Annotated in this window: 20 protein-coding genes; 3 read left to right on the top strand and 17 right to left on the bottom strand. The window is 73.4% G+C overall.

Going from position 1 to position 20492, the window contains the following annotated elements:
• Nucleotides 1-43 precede the first annotated feature (43 nt).
• From era to hrcA, 15 genes are all read right to left on the bottom strand, one after another.
• Nucleotides 44-970, bottom strand: a complete 927-nt coding sequence (gene era / locus VM95_RS08480) for a GTPase Era (protein ID WP_045693635.1) — start codon at nucleotides 968-970, stop codon at nucleotides 44-46.
• 71 nt (nucleotides 971-1041) lie between these two features.
• Entirely contained in the window at nucleotides 1042-1212 is a 171-nt protein-coding gene (locus tag VM95_RS42305) for a hypothetical protein (RefSeq protein ID WP_157882014.1), read from the bottom strand.
• A gap of 85 nt (nucleotides 1213-1297) precedes the next feature.
• Complete coding sequence (locus VM95_RS08475) at nucleotides 1298-1651, bottom strand: cytidine/deoxycytidylate deaminase family protein (RefSeq protein WP_045693795.1); 354 nt, start codon at nucleotides 1649-1651, stop codon at nucleotides 1298-1300.
• Between the two features lie 31 nt (nucleotides 1652-1682).
• A complete protein-coding gene (locus VM95_RS08470; RefSeq protein ID WP_045693632.1) occupies nucleotides 1683-2234 on the bottom strand; it encodes a DUF4383 domain-containing protein in 552 nt (183 codons plus the stop codon).
• A gap of 36 nt (nucleotides 2235-2270) precedes the next feature.
• Complete coding sequence (locus VM95_RS08465) at nucleotides 2271-2507, bottom strand: hypothetical protein (protein ID WP_045693793.1); 237 nt, start codon at nucleotides 2505-2507, stop codon at nucleotides 2271-2273.
• 33 nt (nucleotides 2508-2540) lie between these two features.
• On the bottom strand, nucleotides 2541-3872 hold the full coding sequence (locus VM95_RS08460) for a hemolysin family protein (RefSeq protein WP_078859708.1): 1332 nt from the start codon (nucleotides 3870-3872) through the stop codon (nucleotides 2541-2543).
• 19 nt (nucleotides 3873-3891) lie between these two features.
• Complete coding sequence (gene ybeY, locus VM95_RS08455; RefSeq protein WP_045693630.1) at nucleotides 3892-4386, bottom strand: rRNA maturation RNase YbeY; 495 nt, start codon at nucleotides 4384-4386, stop codon at nucleotides 3892-3894.
• 14 nt (nucleotides 4387-4400) lie between these two features.
• Entirely contained in the window at nucleotides 4401-5426 is a 1026-nt protein-coding gene (locus VM95_RS08450) for a PhoH family protein (RefSeq protein ID WP_045693789.1), read from the bottom strand.
• 296 nt (nucleotides 5427-5722) lie between these two features.
• A complete protein-coding gene (locus tag VM95_RS08445; RefSeq protein WP_045693628.1) occupies nucleotides 5723-6643 on the bottom strand; it encodes a ribonuclease Z in 921 nt (306 codons plus the stop codon).
• Nucleotide 6644: 1 nt separating this feature from the next.
• Nucleotides 6645-6998, bottom strand: a complete 354-nt coding sequence (locus tag VM95_RS08440; protein ID WP_045693626.1) for an HIT domain-containing protein — start codon at nucleotides 6996-6998, stop codon at nucleotides 6645-6647.
• Between the two features lie 47 nt (nucleotides 6999-7045).
• A complete protein-coding gene (locus tag VM95_RS38640) occupies nucleotides 7046-7813 on the bottom strand; it encodes an RDD family protein (protein ID WP_052707210.1) in 768 nt (255 codons plus the stop codon).
• A gap of 112 nt (nucleotides 7814-7925) precedes the next feature.
• A complete protein-coding gene (locus VM95_RS08430; RefSeq protein WP_045693624.1) occupies nucleotides 7926-11168 on the bottom strand; it encodes a S41 family peptidase in 3243 nt (1080 codons plus the stop codon).
• A gap of 78 nt (nucleotides 11169-11246) precedes the next feature.
• Nucleotides 11247-11996, bottom strand: a complete 750-nt coding sequence (locus VM95_RS08425; RefSeq protein ID WP_045693622.1) for a 16S rRNA (uracil(1498)-N(3))-methyltransferase — start codon at nucleotides 11994-11996, stop codon at nucleotides 11247-11249.
• Nucleotides 11997-12076: 80 nt separating this feature from the next.
• Nucleotides 12077-13219, bottom strand: a complete 1143-nt coding sequence (gene dnaJ, locus VM95_RS08420; protein ID WP_045693619.1) for a molecular chaperone DnaJ — start codon at nucleotides 13217-13219, stop codon at nucleotides 12077-12079.
• Between the two features lie 79 nt (nucleotides 13220-13298).
• A complete protein-coding gene (hrcA, locus tag VM95_RS08415) occupies nucleotides 13299-14333 on the bottom strand; it encodes a heat-inducible transcriptional repressor HrcA (protein WP_045693615.1) in 1035 nt (344 codons plus the stop codon).
• 267 nt (nucleotides 14334-14600) lie between these two features.
• On the opposite strand from hrcA, the gene htpX reads away from it, so the two are divergent.
• Genes htpX through VM95_RS08400 form a run of 3 tightly spaced genes read left to right on the top strand, consistent with a single transcriptional unit; the run spans nucleotide 14601 to nucleotide 17001 of the window.
• A complete protein-coding gene (htpX, locus tag VM95_RS08410; RefSeq protein ID WP_045693613.1) occupies nucleotides 14601-15524 on the top strand; it encodes a zinc metalloprotease HtpX in 924 nt (307 codons plus the stop codon).
• 40 nt (nucleotides 15525-15564) lie between these two features.
• Nucleotides 15565-16149, top strand: coding sequence for a PspA-associated protein PspAB (gene pspAB / locus VM95_RS08405; RefSeq protein WP_045693611.1), 585 nt, complete (start codon nucleotides 15565-15567; stop codon nucleotides 16147-16149).
• A 24-nt stretch (nucleotides 16150-16173) separates the two neighbouring features.
• Nucleotides 16174-17001, top strand: coding sequence for a DUF3097 domain-containing protein (locus VM95_RS08400; protein WP_045693609.1), 828 nt, complete (start codon nucleotides 16174-16176; stop codon nucleotides 16999-17001).
• Between the two features lie 28 nt (nucleotides 17002-17029).
• On the opposite strand, the gene hemW is transcribed toward VM95_RS08400, so the two are convergent.
• The gene (gene hemW / locus VM95_RS08395; protein WP_045693607.1) at nucleotides 17030-18259 is read right to left on the bottom strand and encodes a radical SAM family heme chaperone HemW; all 1230 of its coding nucleotides are present in this window, start codon (nucleotides 18257-18259) and stop codon (nucleotides 17030-17032) included.
• Between the two features lie 67 nt (nucleotides 18260-18326).
• A complete protein-coding gene (locus VM95_RS08390) occupies nucleotides 18327-20249 on the bottom strand; it encodes an AMP-dependent synthetase/ligase (RefSeq protein ID WP_078859707.1) in 1923 nt (640 codons plus the stop codon).
• Nucleotides 20250-20492: the final 243 nt, after the last annotated feature.

The raw sequence follows: 20492 nt of genomic DNA, 5'->3' as shown, positions 1-20492 counted from the left end.
TTGCCGGCTCAGAGGCCAGCTCAGAGGCCGGCTCAGAGGCGGCTCAGAAGCCGAGCTTGCGCAGCTGCTTCGGGTCGCGCTGCCAGTCCTTGGCCACCTTGACGTGCAGGTCCAGGTAGACCGGGGTGCCGAGCAGCGCCTCGATGTGCTTGCGGGCGGTCGTGCCGACGTGCTTCAGCCGGGCGCCCTTGGCGCCGATCACGATCGCCTTCTGGCTCTGCCGCTCGATGTAGACGTTGGCGTGGATGTCCAGCAGCGGGCGGTCCGCCGGCCGGTCCTCGCGCGGCAGCATCTCCTCGACCACGACGGCCAGCGAGTGCGGCAGTTCGTCCCGGACGCCCTCCAGCGCGGCCTCGCGGATCAGCTCGGCGACCATGATCTGCTCGGGCTCGTCGGTGAGGTCGCCGTCCGGGTAGAGCGGCATGCCCTCCGGCAGCAGCTTGGTGAGCAGGTCCGCCACCAGCGACACCTGCTTGTCGCCGACCGCCGAGACGGGGATGATCTCGGCCCACTCGAAGCCGAGCTCGATGCCGAGCTGGTGGATCGCGATCAGCTGCTCGGCGAGCCGCTTGGAGTCCACCAGGTCGGTCTTGGTGACGATGGCGACCTTGGGGGTCTTCTTGATCTCGGCGATCTCCTTGGCGATGAACTTGTCGCCGGGGCCGATCTTCTGGTCGGCGGGCAGGCAGAAGCCGATCACGTCGACCTCGGCCCAGGTGGTGCGGACCAGGTCGTTCAGGCGCTCGCCGAGCAGGGTGCGCGGCTTGTGCAGACCGGGGGTGTCGACCAGCACGAGCTGGGCGTCCGGGCGGTGCACGATGCCGCGCACGGTGTGCCGGGTGGTCTGCGGGCGGTCGGAGGTAATCGCGACCTTCGTCCCCACCAGGGCGTTGGTCAGGGTCGACTTGCCCGCGTTGGGACGGCCGACGAAGCACGCGAACCCGGAGCGGAAGGAGGAAGGGGCAGTCATGGACTCCATTCTCCCTGATCACCGGAGCGCCGCCGCCCAGGCCCGGCGCCCGGGCCCGGCACCGGGGGCGCTCAGCCCTTCCCGCCGCCCTTCCCGCCGCTCTTCCCGGTGAGCGAGAACACCACCAGCAGCACCAGGTAGGCGACCGAGCCCCAGAGCCAGAACGGCGAGCCGGTCTCCTGCCACTTGCCCATGCCCATCACGAACAGCAGCAGCCCGGCGAAGAACGCCAACGCCCCCATGTCCCCAGCCCCCTCACCGAACCACTTCCGGTGAGATTATCGGCTGAGCCTATGGGGGCGAGGGGGCGCTGCCCGCGGTACGGCCTCAGCGGGCCCCGACCGACACCCGCAGCGTCCCGTCCGGGCCGGCCAGCAGCACCGGCGTCCCGGCCCCGCCGAGGTCCCGGACGGCCGCCAGGTCCGCCTCGGCCGGCTGCTCCGCCTCGCTCACCACGGCCGCCGCCTCCAGCGACTTGGCGCCGCTGGCCACCGCCATCGCCACCGCCGTCTGCAGCGCGCTCAGCCGCAGCGACTCCAGGGCGACCGTCCCGGCCACGTAGGTGCGGCCGGTCTCGTCACGCACCGCGGCCCCCTCGGGGACGCCGTTGCGGGCGCGGGCCGAGCGGGCCAGGGTGATGATCTTCTTGTCTTCGGGGTCGAGTTCGACGCTGTCACTCATGCCGCCGAGCATAGGCGGCCCGCCCCACCGCTCAGTGGCCGACCGGGTGGGTCCGCCCCGGGTTCGGGTTGAGGACCTTGACGAAGGTCTTCGCGGCACCGGACGGCCGGGCCTCCTCCTTCTCGATCCGCTCGCGCCAGAACGGGTTGTCGTGCGGCAGGTGGCTGCTGACCCGGCCGTACATCCCGAAGGTCGTCACCACGACCCCGAACACGAACGCGAACAGCACGTTGGACATCCGGAAGTTGAGGATGTTGGCGTCCGGCCGCCCGAGCACCGTCAGCCCGTAGAAGCCGGAGAGCACGAACAGCACGCCGACCACCATGTTGAGGTTGGACGCGAAGTTCCCGCCGATCACCGCCCCGGCCACCAGGACCGCGCCCGCCACGATGGACAGGATGCTCAGCGCCCCGTTGGTCGACAGCCCGGCGATCCGGTCGCCGTGGGTGGCCAGGAAGCCCGGGTGGTCGGTCAGCCCCAGGATCCCGAACACGATCAGGAAGATCCCCCCGAGCCCCGCCCCGATCCGCCACACCATGGCGAGCCGGGTACCGACGGTGGGCAGTTCGTCGTGCAGCTTCATGGCGACCTCCAGAGCTCGGCCATGATCCAACCGTGGCTAGCTGTAAGGGTGGCTCCCCTGCATGTGCGGCGTCTCGTGCATGTAGAGCGAGCCGCACTGCTGGCAGCACCTCAGCCCGGTGCCCCACTCCTGCTCGGGCCGGGTCTCGGCGTCGTCGGCCATGGTCCGGCCGCACAGCGCCGTCGACGGGTCCTCGTCCCGCACCACGTGCCAGGTCGAGACTCCGCCGGCCGCCCCCTGCGGGCCGTACTCCGCGCGAAGTTTGTGCGTCATGCCCTCCATGGTCGCGCGGCGGGCGGCCACCCGCTACTCGCCCGGCCCGCCCCCGTCGTCCGCCGACCCGCGCACCGGCGTGGCCACCATCGAGCCGATCCGGTTGCGCCGCCCGGCCGAGGACTCGGCGGTCAGCAGGATGCCGGTCAGGCCGTCGCCGTCCCCCGCGCCCTCCGGCAGCGGGATCTCGCAGGCCGAGCCGGGGATCGGCACCCGGCCGAGGTGCTTGGCCAGCAGGCCGCCGACGGTCTCGACGTCCTCGTCCTCCAGCTCGATCCCGAACAGCTCGCCCAGGTCCTCCACCAGCAGCCGGGCGGTGATCCGGTACGAGCCGTCGCCCAGGTCCTCGATCGGCGCGATCTCCCGGTCGTACTCGTCGGTGATCTCGCCGACGATCTCCTCCAGGACGTCCTCGATGGTGACCAGCCCGGCGGTGCCGCCGTACTCGTCGATCACGATCGCGACGTGCGAGCGGCGCTGCTGCATCTCGCGCAGCAGGTCGCCGGCCGGCTTGGAGTCCGGGACGAAGACGGCCGGGCGCATCACCGCGCCGACCTCCTCCGACTCGGCGTCCCGGTTGATGTGGGTGCGCCGCACCAGGTCCTTCAGGTAGACGATGCCGACCACGTCGTCCTCGTTGTCCCCGACCACCGGGATCCGCGAGAAGCCCGAGCGCAGCGCCAGGGTGAGCGCCTGCCGGACGGTCTTGTGCCGCTCGATCATCACCAGGTCGGTGCGCGGCACCATCACCTCGCGGACGATGGTGTCGCCGAGCTCGAAGACCGAGTGCACCATCCGGCGCTCCTCGTCCTCGATCAGGTCGTCCTTCTCGGCGAGGTCGACCAGGGCCCGCAGCTCCGCCTCGGAGGCGAACGGCCCCTCCCGGTAGCCCTTGCCCGGGGTCAGCGCGTTGCCGAGCAGGATCAGCAGCCGCGGGATCGGGCCGAGCACCGCGGCCAGCGGCAGCAGCACGAAGGAGGCCGCGGTCGCGGTGGTGAGCGGGTGCTGGCGCCCGATGGTGCGCGGCGAGACGCCGACCGCGACGAACGAGACCAGCACCATCACGCCGAAGGCCAGCAGCACGGCCTGCCAGGTCGGGTGCAGGTTGCGCACGCACACCGCGGTGACCAGGACGGCCGCCGCCATCTCGCTGGCGACCCGGATCAGGGTCGCCAGGTTGAGGTAGCGGATCGGGTCGGAGGCGACGGTCAGCAGCCGCGCGGAGCCGCGCCGCCCGTTGCGGACCGCCTCCTCCGCCCGGAACCGGGAGACCCGGGACAGGCCCGCCTCGGCGCACGCGGCCAACCAGCCGAGCACGACCAGCGCCACGGCGCCGAGGATGAAGCTCGTACTCTCACCACTCACAGGAGTTCGGGCCCCGCGCTCAGTGGGTGGTGGGGGCCGGGGAGATGCCGCCGAGGCCCTTGCCCGCCCGCCAGTCGTCCAGGATGCGCTTCTGGAGGGCGAACATCTCCTCCTCCTCCTCGGGCTCCTCGTGGTCGTAGCCGAGGACGTGCAGCACGCCGTGGACGGTGAGCAGCTGCAGCTCCTCGTCCATCGAGTGCTTGGAGGGGGCCGCCTCGCCCTGCTGCTTGGCGACCTCGGGGCACAGCACGATGTCGCCGAGCAGGCCCTGCGGCAGCTCCTCGCCGTCCTTGCCGGGGCGCAGCTCGTCCATCGGGAAGGACATCACGTCGGTCGGACCGGGCAGGTCCATCCACTGGATGTGCAGCTCCTCCATCGCCGCGCCGTCCACCAGGATCACGGACAGTTCGGACTGCGGGTGGATCCGCATCCGGTCGAGGGCGAAGCGGGCGACGTCGAGGATGGCCTCCTCGTCCGCTTCCCAGCCGGACTCGTTGGCGATATCGATGGACATGAGGGGCTGGGTGCTCAGCTTTCGGTGCGGTGGGACTGTCGGGGTGCGCGGGCCGCCGCGGCCTTGCCGGGGCGGCGCTGGGCCGGCTTGCGGTCGAGCGGGGCGTTCTGCTCGGCCTCCTGCCGGGCGTCCCAGCGTTCGTAGGCGTCCACGATCCGGCCGACCAGCTTGTGGCGGACCACGTCGGTGCTGGTGAGGACGGAGAAGTGGATGTCGGGCACGTCGGCCAGGATCTCCTGGACGACCTTGAGGCCGCTGCGGGTGCCGCCCGGGAGGTCGATCTGGCTGGTGTCGCCGGTGACCACCACCCGGGAGTTGAACCCGAGGCGGGTGAGGAACATCTTCATCTGCTCGGGCGAGGTGTTCTGCGCCTCGTCCAGGATGATGAAGGCGTCGTTGAGGGTGCGGCCGCGCATGTACGCGAGCGGGGCGACCTCGATGGTGCCGGCCGCCATCAGGCGCGGGATGGAGTCCGGGTCCATCATGTCGTGCAGCGCGTCGTAGAGCGGGCGCAGGTACGGGTCGATCTTCTCGTAGAGGGTGCCGGGCAGGAAGCCCAGCCGCTCCCCCGCCTCGACCGCCGGCCGGGTCAGGATGATCCGGTTGACCTCCTTGGCCTGCAGGGCCTGCACGGCCTTGGCCATCGCCAGGTAGGTCTTGCCGGTGCCGGCCGGGCCGAGGCCGAACACGATCGTGTGCTTGTCGATCGCGTCGACGTAGCGCTGCTGGTTGAGCGTCTTCGGGCGGATCGTACGGCCCCGGTTGGAGAGGATGTTCGCGGTGAACACCTCGGACGGCGCCGGGCCGTCCGGACCCTCCTCGCGGAGCATGGCGATGGAGCGCTCCACGGCGTCCTCCGTCAGGGGCTGGCCGGTGCGCAGCACCAGCATCATCTCGGTGAACAGGCGTTGCACGAGGGCGACCTCGGCACGGTCCCCGGTGGCGGTCACCTCGTTGCCGCGGACGTGGATGTCGGCGGCCGGGAACCCGTGCTCGATCACGCGCAGCAGCGAGTCCGCCGTGCCGAGCAGGGTGACCATCGGGTGCTTCTCGGGGATCACGATCCGGGCGCTCACGCGACCGTCGTCGGCCGGCTCGGGCCGCGACCGTCCGTTGGTACGGGTCTGCGATGTGTCACTCATGGGTCGGCCCTGGGGCCTGCCTCATCCCATCCGTGGTCTCGTGTGCCGCTCGGTCTCTCCGGGGCACCAGGGTACGCCGCGCGCGTGATCGCCGCGGCGGGCGGCGGGGCCGCACCCGACGATGCTGCGGCAGATCGCGGAGCGGCGCGAGCCCTTTTCCGTCCGGCCGCGGCCTTCCGGCCCGGCCGTCACCATCACGGGCGGCGGGCCGGGACGGGCACCCGGGCGAGGTCCTCGGCGAGCACCAGCTCCCCGTCGAAGTGCTTGCGGGCGTCCGCCAGGTGCTGGCCCAGGTCCGGGTAGCGCTGGGAGAAGTGGGTCAGCACCAGGGTGCGCACGCCCGCCTCGGCGGCGGCCTTGGCGGCCTGCCCGGCGGTGAGGTGGCCGTGGTCCTCGGCGAGGCGGGCGTCGGCGTCAGCGAAGGTCGCCTCGGCGACCAGCAGGTCGGCGCCCTCGGCGAGCGCGTGGACGCCCTCGCACATCCGGGTGTCCATCACGAAGGCGAACTTCTGGCCCGGCCGCGGCTCGCTGACCTCGTCCAGGGTGACCGTCCGGCCGTCCACCTCGACCGCGCCCTCGTGCTGCAGCCGGCCCACCGCCGGGCCGGACACGCCGAGCGCGGCGAGCCGCTGCGGCACCAGCCGGCGGCCGTCCGGCTCGGACAGCCGGTAGCCGAAGGACTCGACGGGGTGGTCGAGCCGGACGGCGTCCAGCGCGAAACGGGCGCCGGGGGCCGGCAGCGGGCCGGGCTCGTCGATCGGCCGGGGGCGCAGCACCGCCGTCTCGTGGTAGGCGGTGGCGTGCCGCAGCCGCTCGAAGTAGACCTCGCCGGAGGCCGGGAAGTAGACGTCGACCGGGTGCGGGACGCGGTCGAGGTTGATCCGCTGGATCACCCCGGCGAGGCCCAGGCAGTGGTCGCCGTGGAAGTGGGTCACGGCGATCCGGGTGATCTGGGTCGCCGTGACCCCGGCGTGCAGCATCTGCCGCTGGGTGCCCTCGCCGGGGTCGAGGAGCAGGCCCTCGCCGTCCCAGCGGAGCAGGTAGCCGTTGTGGTTGCGGTGCCGGGTGGGCACCTGGCTGGCGGTGCCGAGGACGACGAGTTCGCGCTGGGACACGTCAGACCATGCGCTCGGTCATGGACGTGCCGCCGAGCACGTGCACGTGCGCGTGGAAGACGGTCTGCCCGGCGCCCGCACCGGTGTTGAAGATCAGCCGGTAGTCCCGCAGGCCCTCGTCCTTCGCCACCGCGCCCGCCTCGGCGAGCAGTTCGGCGGCGATCCCCGGCTCGGCGGCGGCCAGCTCGGCGGCGTTCGCGTAGTGGACGTGCGGGATGACCAGGACGTGCACGGGGGCCTTGGGGGCGATGTCGCGGAAGGCGAGGGTGCGCTCGGTCTTGCGCACCACCGTCGCGGGGATCTCGCCCGCCACGATCTTGCAGAACACACAGTCGGGCTGCGGCTCGCCGGCCATCGGTCTCTCCTCGGTTCGCGGGATGCTCTGGTCCGTACGGGCGCAGCCTAGCCGAGCCGCCCGACCGCCTGCTCGTACTCCCGCAGGTGCTTCCAGCGCACCGAGCGCATGCCGACGACGTCCCCCTCCCAGAGGTCGAAGTCGTCGTCGATGAGGTTGACCGCCAGGAAGACGAAACCGATCAGCCAACGCCGCGTCAGCCGCCACATGTTGGGACGCTGGACGTGCTTGCGGCGCACCACCCGCATGGCCAGGATGCCCTTGCCCACGCTGAAGCCGGTGAGCCGGGCGAGCACCACCTGGTTGAGGAACGAGGTGAGCAGTCCGACGCCGATGAACGCCACCCAGAAGGGCACCACCGGGCTCTGGGTCGCGAGGTGACCGGCGTGCGCCACGGGCTTGGCGTGCTCGGCGGTCTTGTCGTCGGCGAGGGCGGCGGCGAAACCGACCACGAGGGCGAGGAGGAAGTCGAGCACGATCGCCAGGAAGCGCCGCCCGGCGTACGCCTCCTCCGGGCACTCCGGCGGCGCGGGCTGCGCGTACGGCTGCGGGAAGCCCTGCGGCGGGTACGGCTGCTGCGGCTGCGCGTACGGCTGCGGCTGCTGGTACCCCTGCGGCGGGTACGGCTGCTGTTGCTGCTGCGGGTACGGCTGTTCGTAGCCCTGCGGCGGGTAGGGCTGCTGCGGCGGCTGGTACCCCTGCGGCGGGTACGGCTGCTGCTGCGGCGGGTACGGCTGCGGCTGCGGTTGCTGCGCGTACGGATTGGGACCGTAGCCGTATTGCTGCTGCTGCGGCGGCGGATAGCCCTGCGACATGTGCTCCCCCGTGACTGTCGATCACACGATCTGGATCAAGAACAGCCCCGCATCCTACTCACAGCGCGGAGTGGGAAGTCGGTCCCGCCGACTTCCCACTCCGGGTGACCCCTTACTCCCAGGGAGCCGGCGGCGCCGTCCGGGCCGGCGTCGCGGCCAGGGCCTCCAGCGCGATCCGCACGCCCTCGGCCAGCTGCGGGTCCTGCCCCGCCGCCCAGTGGTGCGGGGCGCACGGCACCTCGACGTCCGGGTCGACGCCGTGGTTCTCCACGCCCCAGCCGTAGTTCTCCAGCCAGGACGCGTACTTGGGCTGGGTGACCAGGGTGCCGTCGACCAGCTGGTACCGGCTGTCGATGCCGATCACCCCGCCCCACGTCCGGGTGCCGACCACCGGGCCGATGCCCAGCGCCTGGATCGCCGCGTTGACGATGTCGCCGTCCGAGCCGGACATCTCGTTGGCCAGCGCGACCACCGGCCCGCGCGGCGCGTCCGCCGGGTACGGCACCGGGTGGGCGAGGTCCCGGGCGAACGTCCAGCCGACGATCCGGCGGGCCAGCTTCTCGATCACCAGCTGCGAGGTGTGGCCGCCCCGGTTCTCCCGGACGTCGACGACCAGGCCCTCCTTCGCCATCTCGGTGGTCAGGTCGCGGTGCAGCTGCGCCCAGCCGGCCGCCTGCATGTCGGGGATGTGCAGGTAGCCGAGCCGCCCGCCGGACAGCTCGCGCACCGCGGCCCGGCGCCCGGCCACCCAGTCGTGGTAGCGCAGCGGCTCCTCGTCGGCGAGCGGGACGACGACCGGGTGGCGCCGGTCGGTGCCGTCCTTGCCGGCCACGGTCAGCTCGACGGGCTGCCCGGCGGTGCCGGCCAGCAGCGGCGCCGGGCCGGTGACCGGGTCCACCGGGCGGCCGTTGACGGCGAGGATCGCGTCGCCGGGGCGGATCGCGGCGCCGGGCGCGGCCAGCGGCGAGCGGGCCCGCGGGTCGGAGGACTCGCCGGGCAGGATCCGGGCGATCCGCCACTGCCCGCCGTCGTGGACCAGGTCGGCGCCGAGCAGGCCCTGCCGGCGGGCGGGCTCGGTGTAGCGGCCGTACGGCGCCACGTAGGCGTGCGAGGTGCCGAGCTCGCCGTGCACCTCCCAGAGCAGGTCGACCAGTTCGTCGTGCGAGCCGACCCGCTCGACCAGCGGCCGGTAGCGCTCCAGCACGCCCGCCCAGTCGACGCCGCTCAGGTCCGGGCGCCAGAAGTTGTCGCGCATCAGCCGGCCGTTCTCGGCGTACATCTGCCGCCACTCGGCGGCCGGGTCGACGGTCACCCGCAGCCGGGTGAGGTCGACGGCGGTCTCGTCGTCCTCGCCGCCCGCCTTGTGGTCGGCCGGGACGATCCGCAGCTCGCCCTCGTCCAGCACGGCCACCCGGGTGCCGTCCCCGCTGACCGTGAAGTCGTCGAGTCCGTGCACCAGTTGCTCGACGCGGCGCTTCTTCAGGTCGAACCGCTCCAGCACCGGCCGGGGCCGCTGGTCCTCCAACGAGGCGGCGTCGTCGCCGAGTTCGCCGAGCAGCGGGGAACGCGTCCACAGCACGCCGTCCCGGGCGGCGCGCAGCCGGCCGAAGCGGCCGCCCTCGACCGGGAAGGGCACGATCCGGTCGGCGATGCCGTCCAGGTCGACCCTGGTCACCGGTGCGGCCTCGGCCGCGCCCTCCTCGCCGTCCGCCTTCCGGGCGCGCTGCTCGTCCTCCTCCCCGCCGAGCGGGCGCCCGGACCGCTGCGGCCCGAACGGCGAGGGCGTGTCGGCGGCCAGCGTGACCAGGTACGGGCGGCAGCCGCCGGGGAAGGCCAGGTCGAAGCCGTGCGCGTCGTACACCGGGTCGAAGTTGCGCACCGACAGGAAGGCCAGGTAGCGGCCGTCCGCGGTGAAGGCCGGCGAGGTGTCGACGAAGCGCGGCTGGGTGGCCTCGCCGACCGTGCGGGTGGCGAGGTTCGCCAGCGCGATCTGGCGCAGCGAGTACGCGCCGAGGCCGTGCACCGGGCGGGACCAGGCCAGCCAGGCCGAGTCCGGGCTGAACACCAGCCCGGTGACCTCGCCGTCCCGGCTGCGGTCCAGCTCGTGCACGGCGCCGTCGGCCAGCGCCACCAGCAGCACCCGGCCGTCGTGCACGGCGAGCGCGGCCTGCTTGCCGTCCGGGGAGACCGCCAGCGAGTTGACCCGGCCCAGCTGCCCGGCGGCGAGCCGGCGGCGCTCGGCGTCGTGCACGGCCGGGATGAACTCCAGCCCGTCCTCGCCCTCGGCGTCGGACACCCACAGCACGCCCTGGGCGCCGTCCTCGCCCGGCACCACCCGGGCCAGCCGCCCGCGCACGCCCGGGGTCTCGTCGAGCACCCGGGCCGGGCCCTCGCGGTGGGTCAGCCAGTGCACGCCGCCGCGCACCACGACGGCGCTGGCCCGGCCGGTGCGGTCGGGCGAGACGGTCTCCAGCCAGTGCGCGGCGTGCACCGGGCGGGGGCGGCGGCCGGTGCGGGGGCCGGCCAGCCGGACGTCCGCGCGGCGCGGCTCGGCGCCCTCCAGGCCGTCCAGCAGCCAGACCTCGCCGGCCCGGTGGAAGACCACCCGGGTGCCGTCGGTGGTGGCGCCGCGGGCGTAGAAGCCGTCCGGGTCGGTGGTGTGGCGGCGCAGGTCGGAGCCGTCCGGGAGGCTGGACCACAGCTCGCCGACGCCCTCGTGGTCGGACAGGAACGCGATCCGGTCGCCGACCCACATCGGGGAGTCGAGCTGGCCGTCCAGCTCCGCGTGGACGCGGGCGAACTCCTCGCCGTCCCGGCCGAGCCACAGGGTGCCCGCCCGGCCGCCCCGGTAGCGCTTCCACCAGGCCGGCTCGCGGTTGTTGGTGGTGACCAGCAGCACGCGGTCGCCGCCCGGCTCGAAGGCCAGCCCGCCGACCGGCCCGTACGGCAGCCGGCGCGGCGCGCCGCCGTCCAGCGGCACGGCGTGCGCCCAGGTGCGGCGCAGGCCGGCCTCGCCGGCCGTGGTGGCGGCGATCGGGCGGCCGTCCGCCGTCCAGCCGAGCACCCGGGTCTGGTCACTGCCCCAGTGGGTGAGCCGCCGGGACGGGCCGCCGTCCACCGGCACCACGTGCACCTCGGGGGCGCCGTCACGGGTGGAGGTGTAGGCGATGTGCCGCCCGTCCGGGGAGAACCGGGGGTGGTGCGCCGGCAGGTGATCGGCCGTCAGCCGCCAGGCCCGGCCGCCGTCCAGCGGGGCGAGCCAGAGGTCGTCCTCGGCGACGAAGGTGAGCAGGTCACCGTGCAGGTGCGGGTGGCGCGGATAGGCGCCCGTGGAGGTGCTGAGGGAGTCCGTCACCCGGCCAGCGTAGGCAGCCGCACCGCCCGACCGCCCGGGATTTCGGCAGACGCGCCCGGCGCTCGGGAGCTGGGCCGCTCAGGACCAGCGGCCGGTGCGCCCCAGCAGCAGCGCGCCCGCCGCCACCCCGGCGGTCGAGGTGCGCAGCACCGAGGGGCCGAGCCGGTACGGCTTCGCGCCCGCCTCGGCGAAGGCCGCCAGTTCCTCCGGCGACACGCCGCCCTCCGGGCCGACCACCAGCACCACGTCGCCGTCCTCCGGCAGCGCGGCGTGCGCCAGCGGCTCGGCGCCCTCCTCGTGCAGCACGGCGGCGAACGCGGCCCCGGCCAGCACGGGCAGCAGCTGGCGGGTCGTCATCGGCTCGCCCACCTCGGGGAAGCGCAGCCGGCGGGACTGCTTGCCCGCCTCCCGGGCGGTGGCCCGCCACTTGGCGAGGGCCTTGGCGCCGCGCTCGCCCTTCCACTGGGTGATGCAGCGCGAGGCCGACCAGGGGATCACCGCGTCCACGCCGACCTCGGTCATGGTCTCCACGGCCAGTTCGCCGCGGTCGCCCTTCGGCAGCGCCTGGACGACCACGATCCGCGGCGCCGGCCGCGGCTCGCGGCGCACGGCGGCCACCGTCACGTCGATCGCGTCCTTGCCGAGCACCTCGGCGACCGTCCCGTCCACGCCGAGCCCCAGCCCGTCCGCCAGCGTCACCGCCTCGCCGGCCGCCAGCCGCTTCACCGCGGCCGCGTGCCGCCCCTCCGGCCCGTCCAGGCGCACCACCGAGCCGGGCGCGGCGGCGGCGATCCGCTCGGTCTCGACGACGAAGACGGGCGCGGTCATGACGGGGTACCTCCGGGTGGGTGGGAACACGGAAAGGGTGCCGGGGGTCTCCCCCCGGCACCCCTCACGACGAGCAGGACTCAGCGGCCGTTGAAGGCGTCCTTCAGGCGCGAGAACAGCCCCTGCTGGCCCGGCGCGAACTGGCCGGACGGCCGCTCCTCGCCGCGCAGCACCGCGAGCCGGCGCAGCAGGTCCTCCTGCTCGGCGTCGAGCTTGGTGGGCGTCTGCACCTCGACGTGCACTATCAGGTCGCCCCGGCCGCCGCCGCGCAGGTGGGTGATGCCGCGGCCGTGCAGCGGGATCGACTGGCCGGACTGGGTGCCGGGCCGGATGTCGACCTCCTCCAGCCCGTCCAGGGTCTGCAGCGGCACCTGGGTGCCGAGCGAGGCGGCCGTCATCGGGATGGTGACGGTGCAGTGCAGGTCGTCGCCGCGGCGCTGGAAGACGCTGTGGGTGGTCTCGGCGATCTCGACGTACAGGTCGCCGGCCGGGCCGCCGCCGGGGCCGACCTCGCCCTCGCCGGCCAGCTGGATGCGGGTGCCGTTGTCGACACCGGCCGGGATCTTGACCGTCAGGGTGCGGCGGGCGCGGACCCGGCCGTCGCCGGCGCACTCCGGGCACGGGGTCGGCACGACGGTGCCGAAGCCCTGGCACTGCGGGCAGGGGCGGGAGGTCATGACCTGGCCCAGGAAGGACCGGGTCACCTGGGAGACCTCGCCCTTGCCGCGGCACATGTCGCAGGTCTGCGCGGAGGTGCCGGGGGCCGCGCCCTCGCCGCTGCACGTGGTGCAGGTGACGGCGGTGTCGACCTGGAGCTCCTTGGTGGTGCCGAACGCGGCCTCCTCCAGGGTGATCTCCAGCCGGATCATGGCGTCCTGGCCGCGGCGGGTGCGCGAGCGCGGGCCGCGCTGGCCGGCCGCGGCGCCGAAGAAGGCGTCCATGATGTCGGAGAAGCCGAAGCCCGCCGCGCCGGCGCCGAAGCCGCCCGCACCGCCGCCGCCGCCCGGGGAGAGCGGGTCGCCGCCGAGGTCGTAGACCTGGCGCTTCTGCGGGTCGGAGAGCACCTCGTAGGCGGCGTTGATCTCCTTGAACCGCTCCTGCGTCTTCGGGTCCGGGTTGACGTCCGGGTGCAGTTCGCGCGCCAGGCGCCGGAACGCCTTCTTGATCTCGTCCTGCCCCGCATCCCGTCGGACGCCGAGTACCGCGTAGTAGTCCGTGGCCACCAAATGCTCCGCTTGTTCCGCCTGTAGATAGTGCTGCGACTGGTCGCCGGCCGTTAAAACTCTTAACGCCGGCTCTGTGCTACGACTCGGCCAGGATCTGGCCCACGTACCGTGCCACCGCCCGCACCGCCCCCATTGTGCCCGGGTAGTCCATCCGGGTCGGACCGATCACCCCCAGTTTGGCCACGCTCTCGTCGCCCGAACCGTAGCCGACCGACACGACCGAGGTGGAATTCAGCCCCTCGTACGCGATCTCCCGGCCGATCCGGACCGTCATCCCCGCGTCCGCGGTCTCACCCAGGAGGCGGAGCAGGACGACCTGCTCCTCCAGGGCTTCGAGCACCGGCTGGATGGTGAGCGGGAAGTCGTGGCCGAAGCGGGTCAGGTTGGCCGTGCCGGCCAGCATGATCCGCTCCTCGTTCTGCTCGGCGAGCGCCTCGAACAGCGTCGCCAGGACCGTACTGACGGCCGGCCGGTCGGCCTGTTCGAACAGGCCCGGCAGCTCCTCCAGGAGCCCCGGGACGTCCGGCAGGCGTTGGCCCGCCGCCCGCGCGTTGATCCGGGCCCGCAGGTCCGCCAGGAGGGTCTCGCCGACCGCGCCCGGGCAGTCCACCATCCGCTGCTCGACCCGGCCGGTGTTGGTGATCAGCACCAGCATCACCTTCGCCGGGGCCAGCGCCACCAGCTCGATGTGCCGCACCGTCGAGCGCGACAGCGACGGGTACTGGACGACGGCCACCTGACGGGTCAGCTGGGCGAGCAGCCGCACGGTGCGCGCGACCACGTCGTCCAGGTCGACGGCGCCGTCCAGGAAGTGCCGGATCGCCCGGCGCTCGGGGGCGCTCATCGGCTTGACCTCGGCCAGCCGGTCGACGAACAGCCGGTAGCCCTTGTCGGTGGGGATGCGCCCGGCGCTGGTGTGCGGCTGGTGGATGTAGCCCTCCTCCTCCAGCGCCGCCATGTCGTTGCGCACCGTCGCCGGGGAGACGCCGAGGTTGTGCCGCTCCACCAGCGCCTTGGAGCCGACCGGCTCCTCGGTGCCGACGTAGTCCTGGACGATGGCGCGCAGCACGGCGAGCTTGCGCTCGTCCAGCTGGCGGACCTCACCGGCCATGGGCACGCACCTCCGTCTTCGCACGTTGTCCGTCTGTGATGCTGCGGGCCGCTCCGGCGAAGGACCCTGATCCTGGCACTCTGAACACGCGAGTGCCAGAACCGTACCTGCCAGTGTACGGCCCGGGTCCGACCGCAGGAACGGCCCGGCGGGGGTGATCCTGCCCGCAGTTCCGCCCGGCCGGCGCGACACGACCCGCGCGCGGGTGGTGCCCGGCGGCCGTCCGGGTGGCAGCATCGAAAGCGACGGCGTTGGGAGGAGCAAGCGATGACCAGCTCGGGTCAGCACACCCGGTTCGCCCCCGACCGCGGCCTGACCAGCCGCATGGTCGCCACCATGTTCGTGATCGGGCTGCTGTACGTCGGATTCACCGGTCTGCTGATCGCGCTGCTGCGCGGCGCCTGGCCGCTGATCGTCCTGATCTCCGGCGGGCTGTTCGTGGCCCAGTTCTGGTTCAGCGACAAGATCACCGAACGGGCGATGGGCGCCCGCCCGGTCAGCCCCGAGCAGTATCCCCAGTTGCACGGCACCGTCGACCGGCTCTGCGCCCTCGCCGACATGCCCAAGCCCCGGGTGGCGGTCGCCGACAACGACATGCCGAACGCCTTCGCCACCGGCCGCAACCCGCAGAACGCCGTGGTCTGCGTCACCACCGGCCTGCTGCGCCGGCTGGAGCCCGAGGAACTGGAGGGCGTCCTCGCGCACGAGCTGTCGCACGTCGCCCACCGGGACGTCGCCGTGATGACCATCGCCGGCTTCCTCGGCGTCCTCGCCGGGGCGATGACCCGGATCGCCCTGTACGGCGGGTTCATGGGCGGCGGCGGGCGCAACAACAACGACCAGAACGCGGCCATCGCGGCCCTGGTCATCCCGCTGGTGTCGATGGTCGTCTACGCCATCAGCTTCCTGCTCACCCGGCTGCTCTCCCGCTACCGCGAGCTCGCCGCCGACCGCGCCGCCGCCCAGCTCACCGGCCGGCCCAGCGCCCTCGCCTCCGCCCTCACCAAGGTCACCGGGCAGATCGCCGCCATCCCCACCGAGGACCTGCGCAAGTCCCAGCCGTACAACGCCTTCTACTTCGCCCCCGCGCTGAGCGCCCGGGAGACCGCCTCGCAGCTGTTCTCCACCCACCCGACGCTGGAGAAGCGGCTGGCGCAGCTCGCGAGGATCTCCGAGCAGCTCGGCCGCTGACCGCACCGGCACACGAACACCGGCACACGAGAGGACCGCCGTGGGATTCCTGGACACCCTGTTCGGCCGCAGCAAGCCCGTCAAGCCCGACCTCGACCAGCTGTTCGGCGTGCCGTCCGCCGCCCTCACCCTGGAGGCCGCCGCCGGGTTCCTGCCCACCGGGCTCGGCGCGGTCTGCTTCGCGGCCGTCGAGGGCGCGGCCTTCGTCCAGGTCGAACAGCAGGTCCGCGCCCTGCTCGACGCCGACACCGCGCGCGGCGGCGTCCCCGTCGAGGCCTCCAAGGACGGCTACGGCTACTCCTGGCTGCTCGCCCGGCACTCGCCCGAGGAGCTGCCGGAGCTGGTCAACGACCTGCACGCGGTCAACAGCGAGCTGGAGGCGAACGGCTTCGGGCCGCAGCTGCTCTGCTCGCTGGTCGCCTTCCGTAACGCGCAGGGGCAGTCGCTGGCGCTGGTCTACCTGTACAAGCGCGGCACCTTCTACCCGTTCGCCCCGATGCCCGGCGGCGGCGAGCGCCGCAACAGTCCGCTGGAGCTGCAGGTCAACGCCGCGCTGGGGAACGACCTGCGGCTGGAGAAGGACCTCTCCCGCTGGTTCCCGGTCTGGGGCGCGCCGGGGCTCTGACGGTCCGTCCGTATAGTCGCTCCCATGCGCAGCCGCCAGTACGGACCCGACCTGACCCCGCCGTGGAAGAAGCAGGCCCCCGCCCCGGAGGTGGCCGCCGAGCGCGACCTGGTCGTGGAGGAGGCGGCCACCGGCTTCTGCGGGGCGGTGGTGCGCTGCGAGAGGACGGCGGAGGGGTTCACCGTCACCCTGGAGGACCGTTTCGGCAAGCACCGGGTGTTCCCGCTGGTGCCGCGCGGCTTCCTGCTGGAGGGCCGGGTCGTCACCCTGGTCCGCCCGGCCGGCCCCGCCCCCTCCCGCGCCCCGGGCCGCACCGCCTCCGGCTCGGTCGCCGTCCCCGGCGCCCGCGCCCGGGTCGCCCGCGAGTCCCGCATCTACGTCGAGGGGCGGCACGACGCCGAACTGGTCGAGCGGGTGTGGGGCGACGACCTGCGGATCGAGGGCGTCGTCGTCGAGTACCTGCGGGGCATCGACGACCTGCCCGCGATCGTCGCCGACTTCGCCCCCGGCCCCGGCCGCCGCCTCGGCGTCCTGGTCGACCACCTGCTCCCGGGCACCAAGGAGCACCGCATCGCCGCCCAGGTCACCGGTACGTCGGTGCTGGTCGTCGGCCACCCCTACATCGACATCTGGCAGGCCGTGAAGCCGTCGAGCGTCGGCATCCCCGCCTGGCCCGCCGTCCCCCGCGGCGAGGACTGGAAGGAGGGCACCTGCCGCCGCCTCGGCTGGCCGGCGGACACCCCGGCCGCCTGGAGGCACATCCTCTCGAAGGTGCACAGCTACAAGGACCTGGAGCCCGAACTCCTCGGCCGGGTGGAGGAACTGATCGACTTCACCACGCTCCCGGACTGACGGAGAACGGCCGCCATTGGACCACTGATCAGTCCACCAAATCCCGCACGACCCCGTCCGCGAGGAGCCTGCCCTGGAGGGTGAGGGCAGCGCGGCCCTGCTCGTACGGGCCTGCGGCGAGGAGGCCGTCCGCGAGGGCGCGGGCGGCGGCGGTGCGGCCGGTCGCGGTGAGGAGGGAGAGCGGGACGCCCTGCTCCAGGCGCAGTTCCAGGAGGATGCGCTCCACCCGGCGGTCCTCGTCGGCGAGGACCTCGCGGGCCTGGGCGGGGGTGCGGTGCTCGGCGAGGGCCCGGGCGTAGGCGGCGGGGTGCTTGGCGTTCCACCAGCGGACGCCGCCGACGTGGCTGTGGGCGCCCGGGCCGGCGCCCCACCAGTCGGCGCCGGTCCAGTAGAGCTCGTTGTGGCGGCAGCGGCCCTCGGGGGTGGTCGCCCAGTTGGAGACCTCGTACCAGGCGAAGCCGGCCGCGCTGAGCGCCTGTTCGGCGATGAGGTAGCGGTCGGCGTGCACGTCGTCGTCGATCATCGGCAGTTCGCCGCGCTTGACGCGGGCGGCGAGCCGGGTGCCGTCCTCGACGATGAGGGAGTACGCGGAGACGTGGTCGGGCCCGGCGCCGATGGCGGCGTCCAGGGAGGCCCGCCAGTCGTCGTCGCTCTCGCCGGGGGTGCCGTAGATGAGGTCGAGGTTGACGTGCTCGAAGCCGGCCGCGCGGGCCTCGGCGACGCAGGCCTCGGGGCGGCCGGGGGTGTGGTGGCGGTCGAGCAGCCGCAGCACGTGCGGGCGGGCGCTCTGCATGCCGAAGGAGATCCGGTTGTAGCCGCCCTCGCGCAGTTCGGCCAGGTAGGCCGGGTCGACGGACTCCGGGTTGGCCTCGGTGGTGACCTCGGCGTCGTCGGCGAGCCCGAACTCGTCGCGGATCGCGGCGAGCATCTTCACCAGGTCGCGGGCGGGCAGCAGGGTCGGGGTGCCGCCGCCGAGGAAGACGGTGCGCACCGGCAGGTCGGCGGAGCCCAGCACCTTCCGGGCGAGCCGGATCTCGGCGACCACGTTGTCCGCGTACGTCTCCTGGGAGGCGACGGCACCGGAGGAGCGCAGCTCGGTGGCGGTGTAGGTGTTGAAGTCGCAGTAGCCGCAGCGGCTGGCGCAGTAGGGCACGTGCAGGTAGAAGCCGAACGGCCGCGAGCCGAGCCCGGTGAGGGCGTGCGCGGGCAGGGAGCCGTCGGACGGCACCGGTTCGCCGTCGGGGAGTGCGGAGGGCATGCCCCCATTGTCCCGTACGGCCCGCCCGAACCGGCGCGGGCCGGCGGACCGTACGGGACGGGCGGGCTCAGGCCTCGTTGGCGCCCGCGTACATCGCGGCGACGGCGTCCGCGTAGACCCGCTCGACGACCGGGCGCTTGATCTTCAGGCTCGGGGTGAGCTCGCCGTGCTCGACGTCGAGGTCGCGCGGCAGCAGGTGGAACTTCTTGATCGTCTGCCAGCGCTGCAGCTCGCCGTTGAGCCGCTTGACGAAGCCCTCGATCAGCTTGTGCACGGCCGGGTCGGCGGCGACCTCGGCGTAGGACTTGCCGGCCAGGCCGTGCTCGGCGGCCCACGGCATGATCACCGACTCGTCGAGGCCGATCAGCGCGGTGCAGTAGTTGCGGCCGTTGCCGATCACCAGGATGTTGCTGGCGAACGGGCACACCGCCTTGAACTTGCCCTCGACCTCGCTGGGCGCCACGTACTTGCCGCCGGAGGTCTTGAACAGGTCCTTCTTGCGGTCGGTGATGCGCAGGAAGCCGTCCGGGGTGAGCTCGCCGATGTCCTCGGTGTGGAACCAGCCGTCCGGCTCCAGGACCTCGGCGGTCTTCTCCGGCAGGTTGTGGTAGCCGCGCATGACGCCGGGGCCGCGCAGCAGGATCTCGCCGTCCTCGGCGATCCGCACCTCGGTGCCGGGCAGCGGGCGGCCGACGGTGCCGATCCGCACGTCCTCCCGGCGGTTGACGCAGGAGCCGGCGCTGGTCTCGCTGAGCCCGTAGCCCTCCAGGATGGGCACGCCGGCGCCGAGGAAGAAGTAGCCGATCTCGGGGGCGAGGGCGGCGCTGCCGGACACCGCGCCGCGGAACCGGCCGCCGAAGGCCGCCCGGATCTTGGCGTACACCAGTCTGTCGGCCAGCGCGTGCTGCAGCCGCAGGCCGAGCGGGGCGCTCTCGGTGCCGGTGGCGATCCGGCTCTCCTGGACGACCCGGGCGTACTCGCGGGCGACCTGGGCGGCCCACATGAAGATCTTGTACTTGGCGCCGCCCTCGGCCCGGGCCTTGCCGGCGATGCCGTTGTAGACCTTCTCGAAGATGCGCGGCGCGGAGGCCATCGTGGTCGGCCGGATGACCGGCAGGTTGTGGATGATCCGGTCGACCCGGCCGTCCAGGGCCATCACGTGCCCGGTGGCGATCTGGCCGGAGATCAGGGTCTTGCCGAAGACGTGCGACAGCGGCAGCCACATGTACTGGACGTCGTCGGCGGCCAGCAGGCCGCTGACCTCCTGGGCCCGCCCCTCGTACGCCCAGCAGTCGTGCACCAGGCGCACGCCCTTGGGGCGGCCGGTGGTGCCGGAGGTGTAGATGAGGGTGGCGAGCTGCTCCTTGTCGAGCGCGGCCACGGCCTTCTCGACGGCGTCCGGGTGCTCCTCCAGGTACGCGGCGCCGCGCCGCTCCAGCTCGCCGAGGGTGATCACCTCCAGGCCGGCCGCCTCGGGCGTCCCGGCCGGGGCGTCGAAGAGGACGACGGTGCGCAGCTCGGGCAGCTGGTCGATCTGCTCGACGGCCTTGGCCAGCTGGGCGGCGTTCTCGGCGAACAGCGCCTTGGAGCCGGAGTCGGACAGGATGAAGGCGGTCTCGTCCGTGTTGGTGCTGGGGTAGACCGTGGTGATGGCGGCGCCCGCGCACATCGCCCCGAGGTCGGCGAGCACCCACTCGAGCCTGGTGGAGGAGGCCAGCGCGACCCGGTCCTCCGCCTGGATGCCGAGCGCCATCAGGCCGGCCGCCACCGCCTTGACCCGGACGGCGGTCTGCGCCCAGGTGAGCGAACGCCACTGCTCCGCGCCGGGGGCGCCGTCCGCGGCCTGCGGGTCGACCGCCGCGGGGTAGCGGTAGGCCTCGGCGTTCGGGGTGAGGGCGACGCGCTCCAGGAACAGGTGGGCGACGGAGGCGGGGCGCCCGGCGACGATGTCGGCACTGCCGGAGCCGATCAGGGACTGCGCGGAACTCAACGAGGACCTCCGGAGGCGGGTGGCCGTCTGAGGGGTGGCGCGGCGCCGTGGGGGCCGGTCGCCGGGCCCGCTCGCGACCGGTGCGGAAACCTGCGTGGTACCGGCCAGTAACAAGGGGGCAACCAGCAGCCTAGGGGGAAATCGGTCATTCCGTAAGAGGGCGGGCCCAGCTGGCACACCCCCACCGGGCCGGTGCCCGCCCACCCCGGCCGCCCCGCCACCACCCCACCGCCGCCCCACCCC

Source organism: Streptomyces rubellomurinus (genome assembly GCF_000961885.1).
Lineage (GTDB): Bacteria > Actinomycetota > Actinomycetes > Streptomycetales > Streptomycetaceae > Kitasatospora > Kitasatospora rubellomurina.
This window is presented reverse-complemented; position numbering and strand designations above follow the sequence as displayed.

Excerpts from the sequence above, each read along its gene's own strand:
- VM95_RS08475 (WP_045693795.1), bottom strand. The coding sequence starts at position 1,651 with ATGAGTGACAGCGTCGAACTCGACCCCGAAGACAAGAAGATCATCACC.
- VM95_RS08440 (WP_045693626.1), bottom strand. The coding sequence starts at position 6,998 with ATGGCCGGCGAGCCGCAGCCCGACTGTGTGTTCTGCAAGATCGTGGCG.
- era (WP_045693635.1), bottom strand. The coding sequence starts at position 970 with ATGACTGCCCCTTCCTCCTTCCGCTCCGGGTTCGCGTGCTTCGTCGGC.
- VM95_RS08450 (WP_045693789.1), bottom strand. The coding sequence starts at position 5,426 with ATGGTCACCCTGCTCGGCACGGCGGACTCGCTGCTGCGCGTGATCGAG.
- VM95_RS08425 (WP_045693622.1), bottom strand. The coding sequence starts at position 11,996 with ATGACCGCGCCCGTCTTCGTCGTCGAGACCGAGCGGATCGCCGCCGCC.
- VM95_RS42305 (WP_157882014.1), bottom strand. The coding sequence starts at position 1,212 with ATGGGGGCGTTGGCGTTCTTCGCCGGGCTGCTGCTGTTCGTGATGGGC.
- VM95_RS08400 (WP_045693609.1), top strand. The coding sequence starts at position 16,174 with ATGCGCAGCCGCCAGTACGGACCCGACCTGACCCCGCCGTGGAAGAAG.
- hemW (WP_045693607.1), bottom strand. The coding sequence starts at position 18,259 with ATGCCCTCCGCACTCCCCGACGGCGAACCGGTGCCGTCCGACGGCTCC.
- htpX (WP_045693613.1), top strand. The coding sequence starts at position 14,601 with ATGACCAGCTCGGGTCAGCACACCCGGTTCGCCCCCGACCGCGGCCTG.
- VM95_RS08465 (WP_045693793.1), bottom strand. The coding sequence starts at position 2,507 with ATGACGCACAAACTTCGCGCGGAGTACGGCCCGCAGGGGGCGGCCGGC.
- ybeY (WP_045693630.1), bottom strand. The coding sequence starts at position 4,386 with ATGTCCATCGATATCGCCAACGAGTCCGGCTGGGAAGCGGACGAGGAG.
- hrcA (WP_045693615.1), bottom strand. The coding sequence starts at position 14,333 with ATGGCCGGTGAGGTCCGCCAGCTGGACGAGCGCAAGCTCGCCGTGCTG.
- VM95_RS38640 (WP_052707210.1), bottom strand. The coding sequence starts at position 7,813 with ATGTCGCAGGGCTATCCGCCGCCGCAGCAGCAGCAATACGGCTACGGT.
- VM95_RS08470 (WP_045693632.1), bottom strand. The coding sequence starts at position 2,234 with ATGAAGCTGCACGACGAACTGCCCACCGTCGGTACCCGGCTCGCCATG.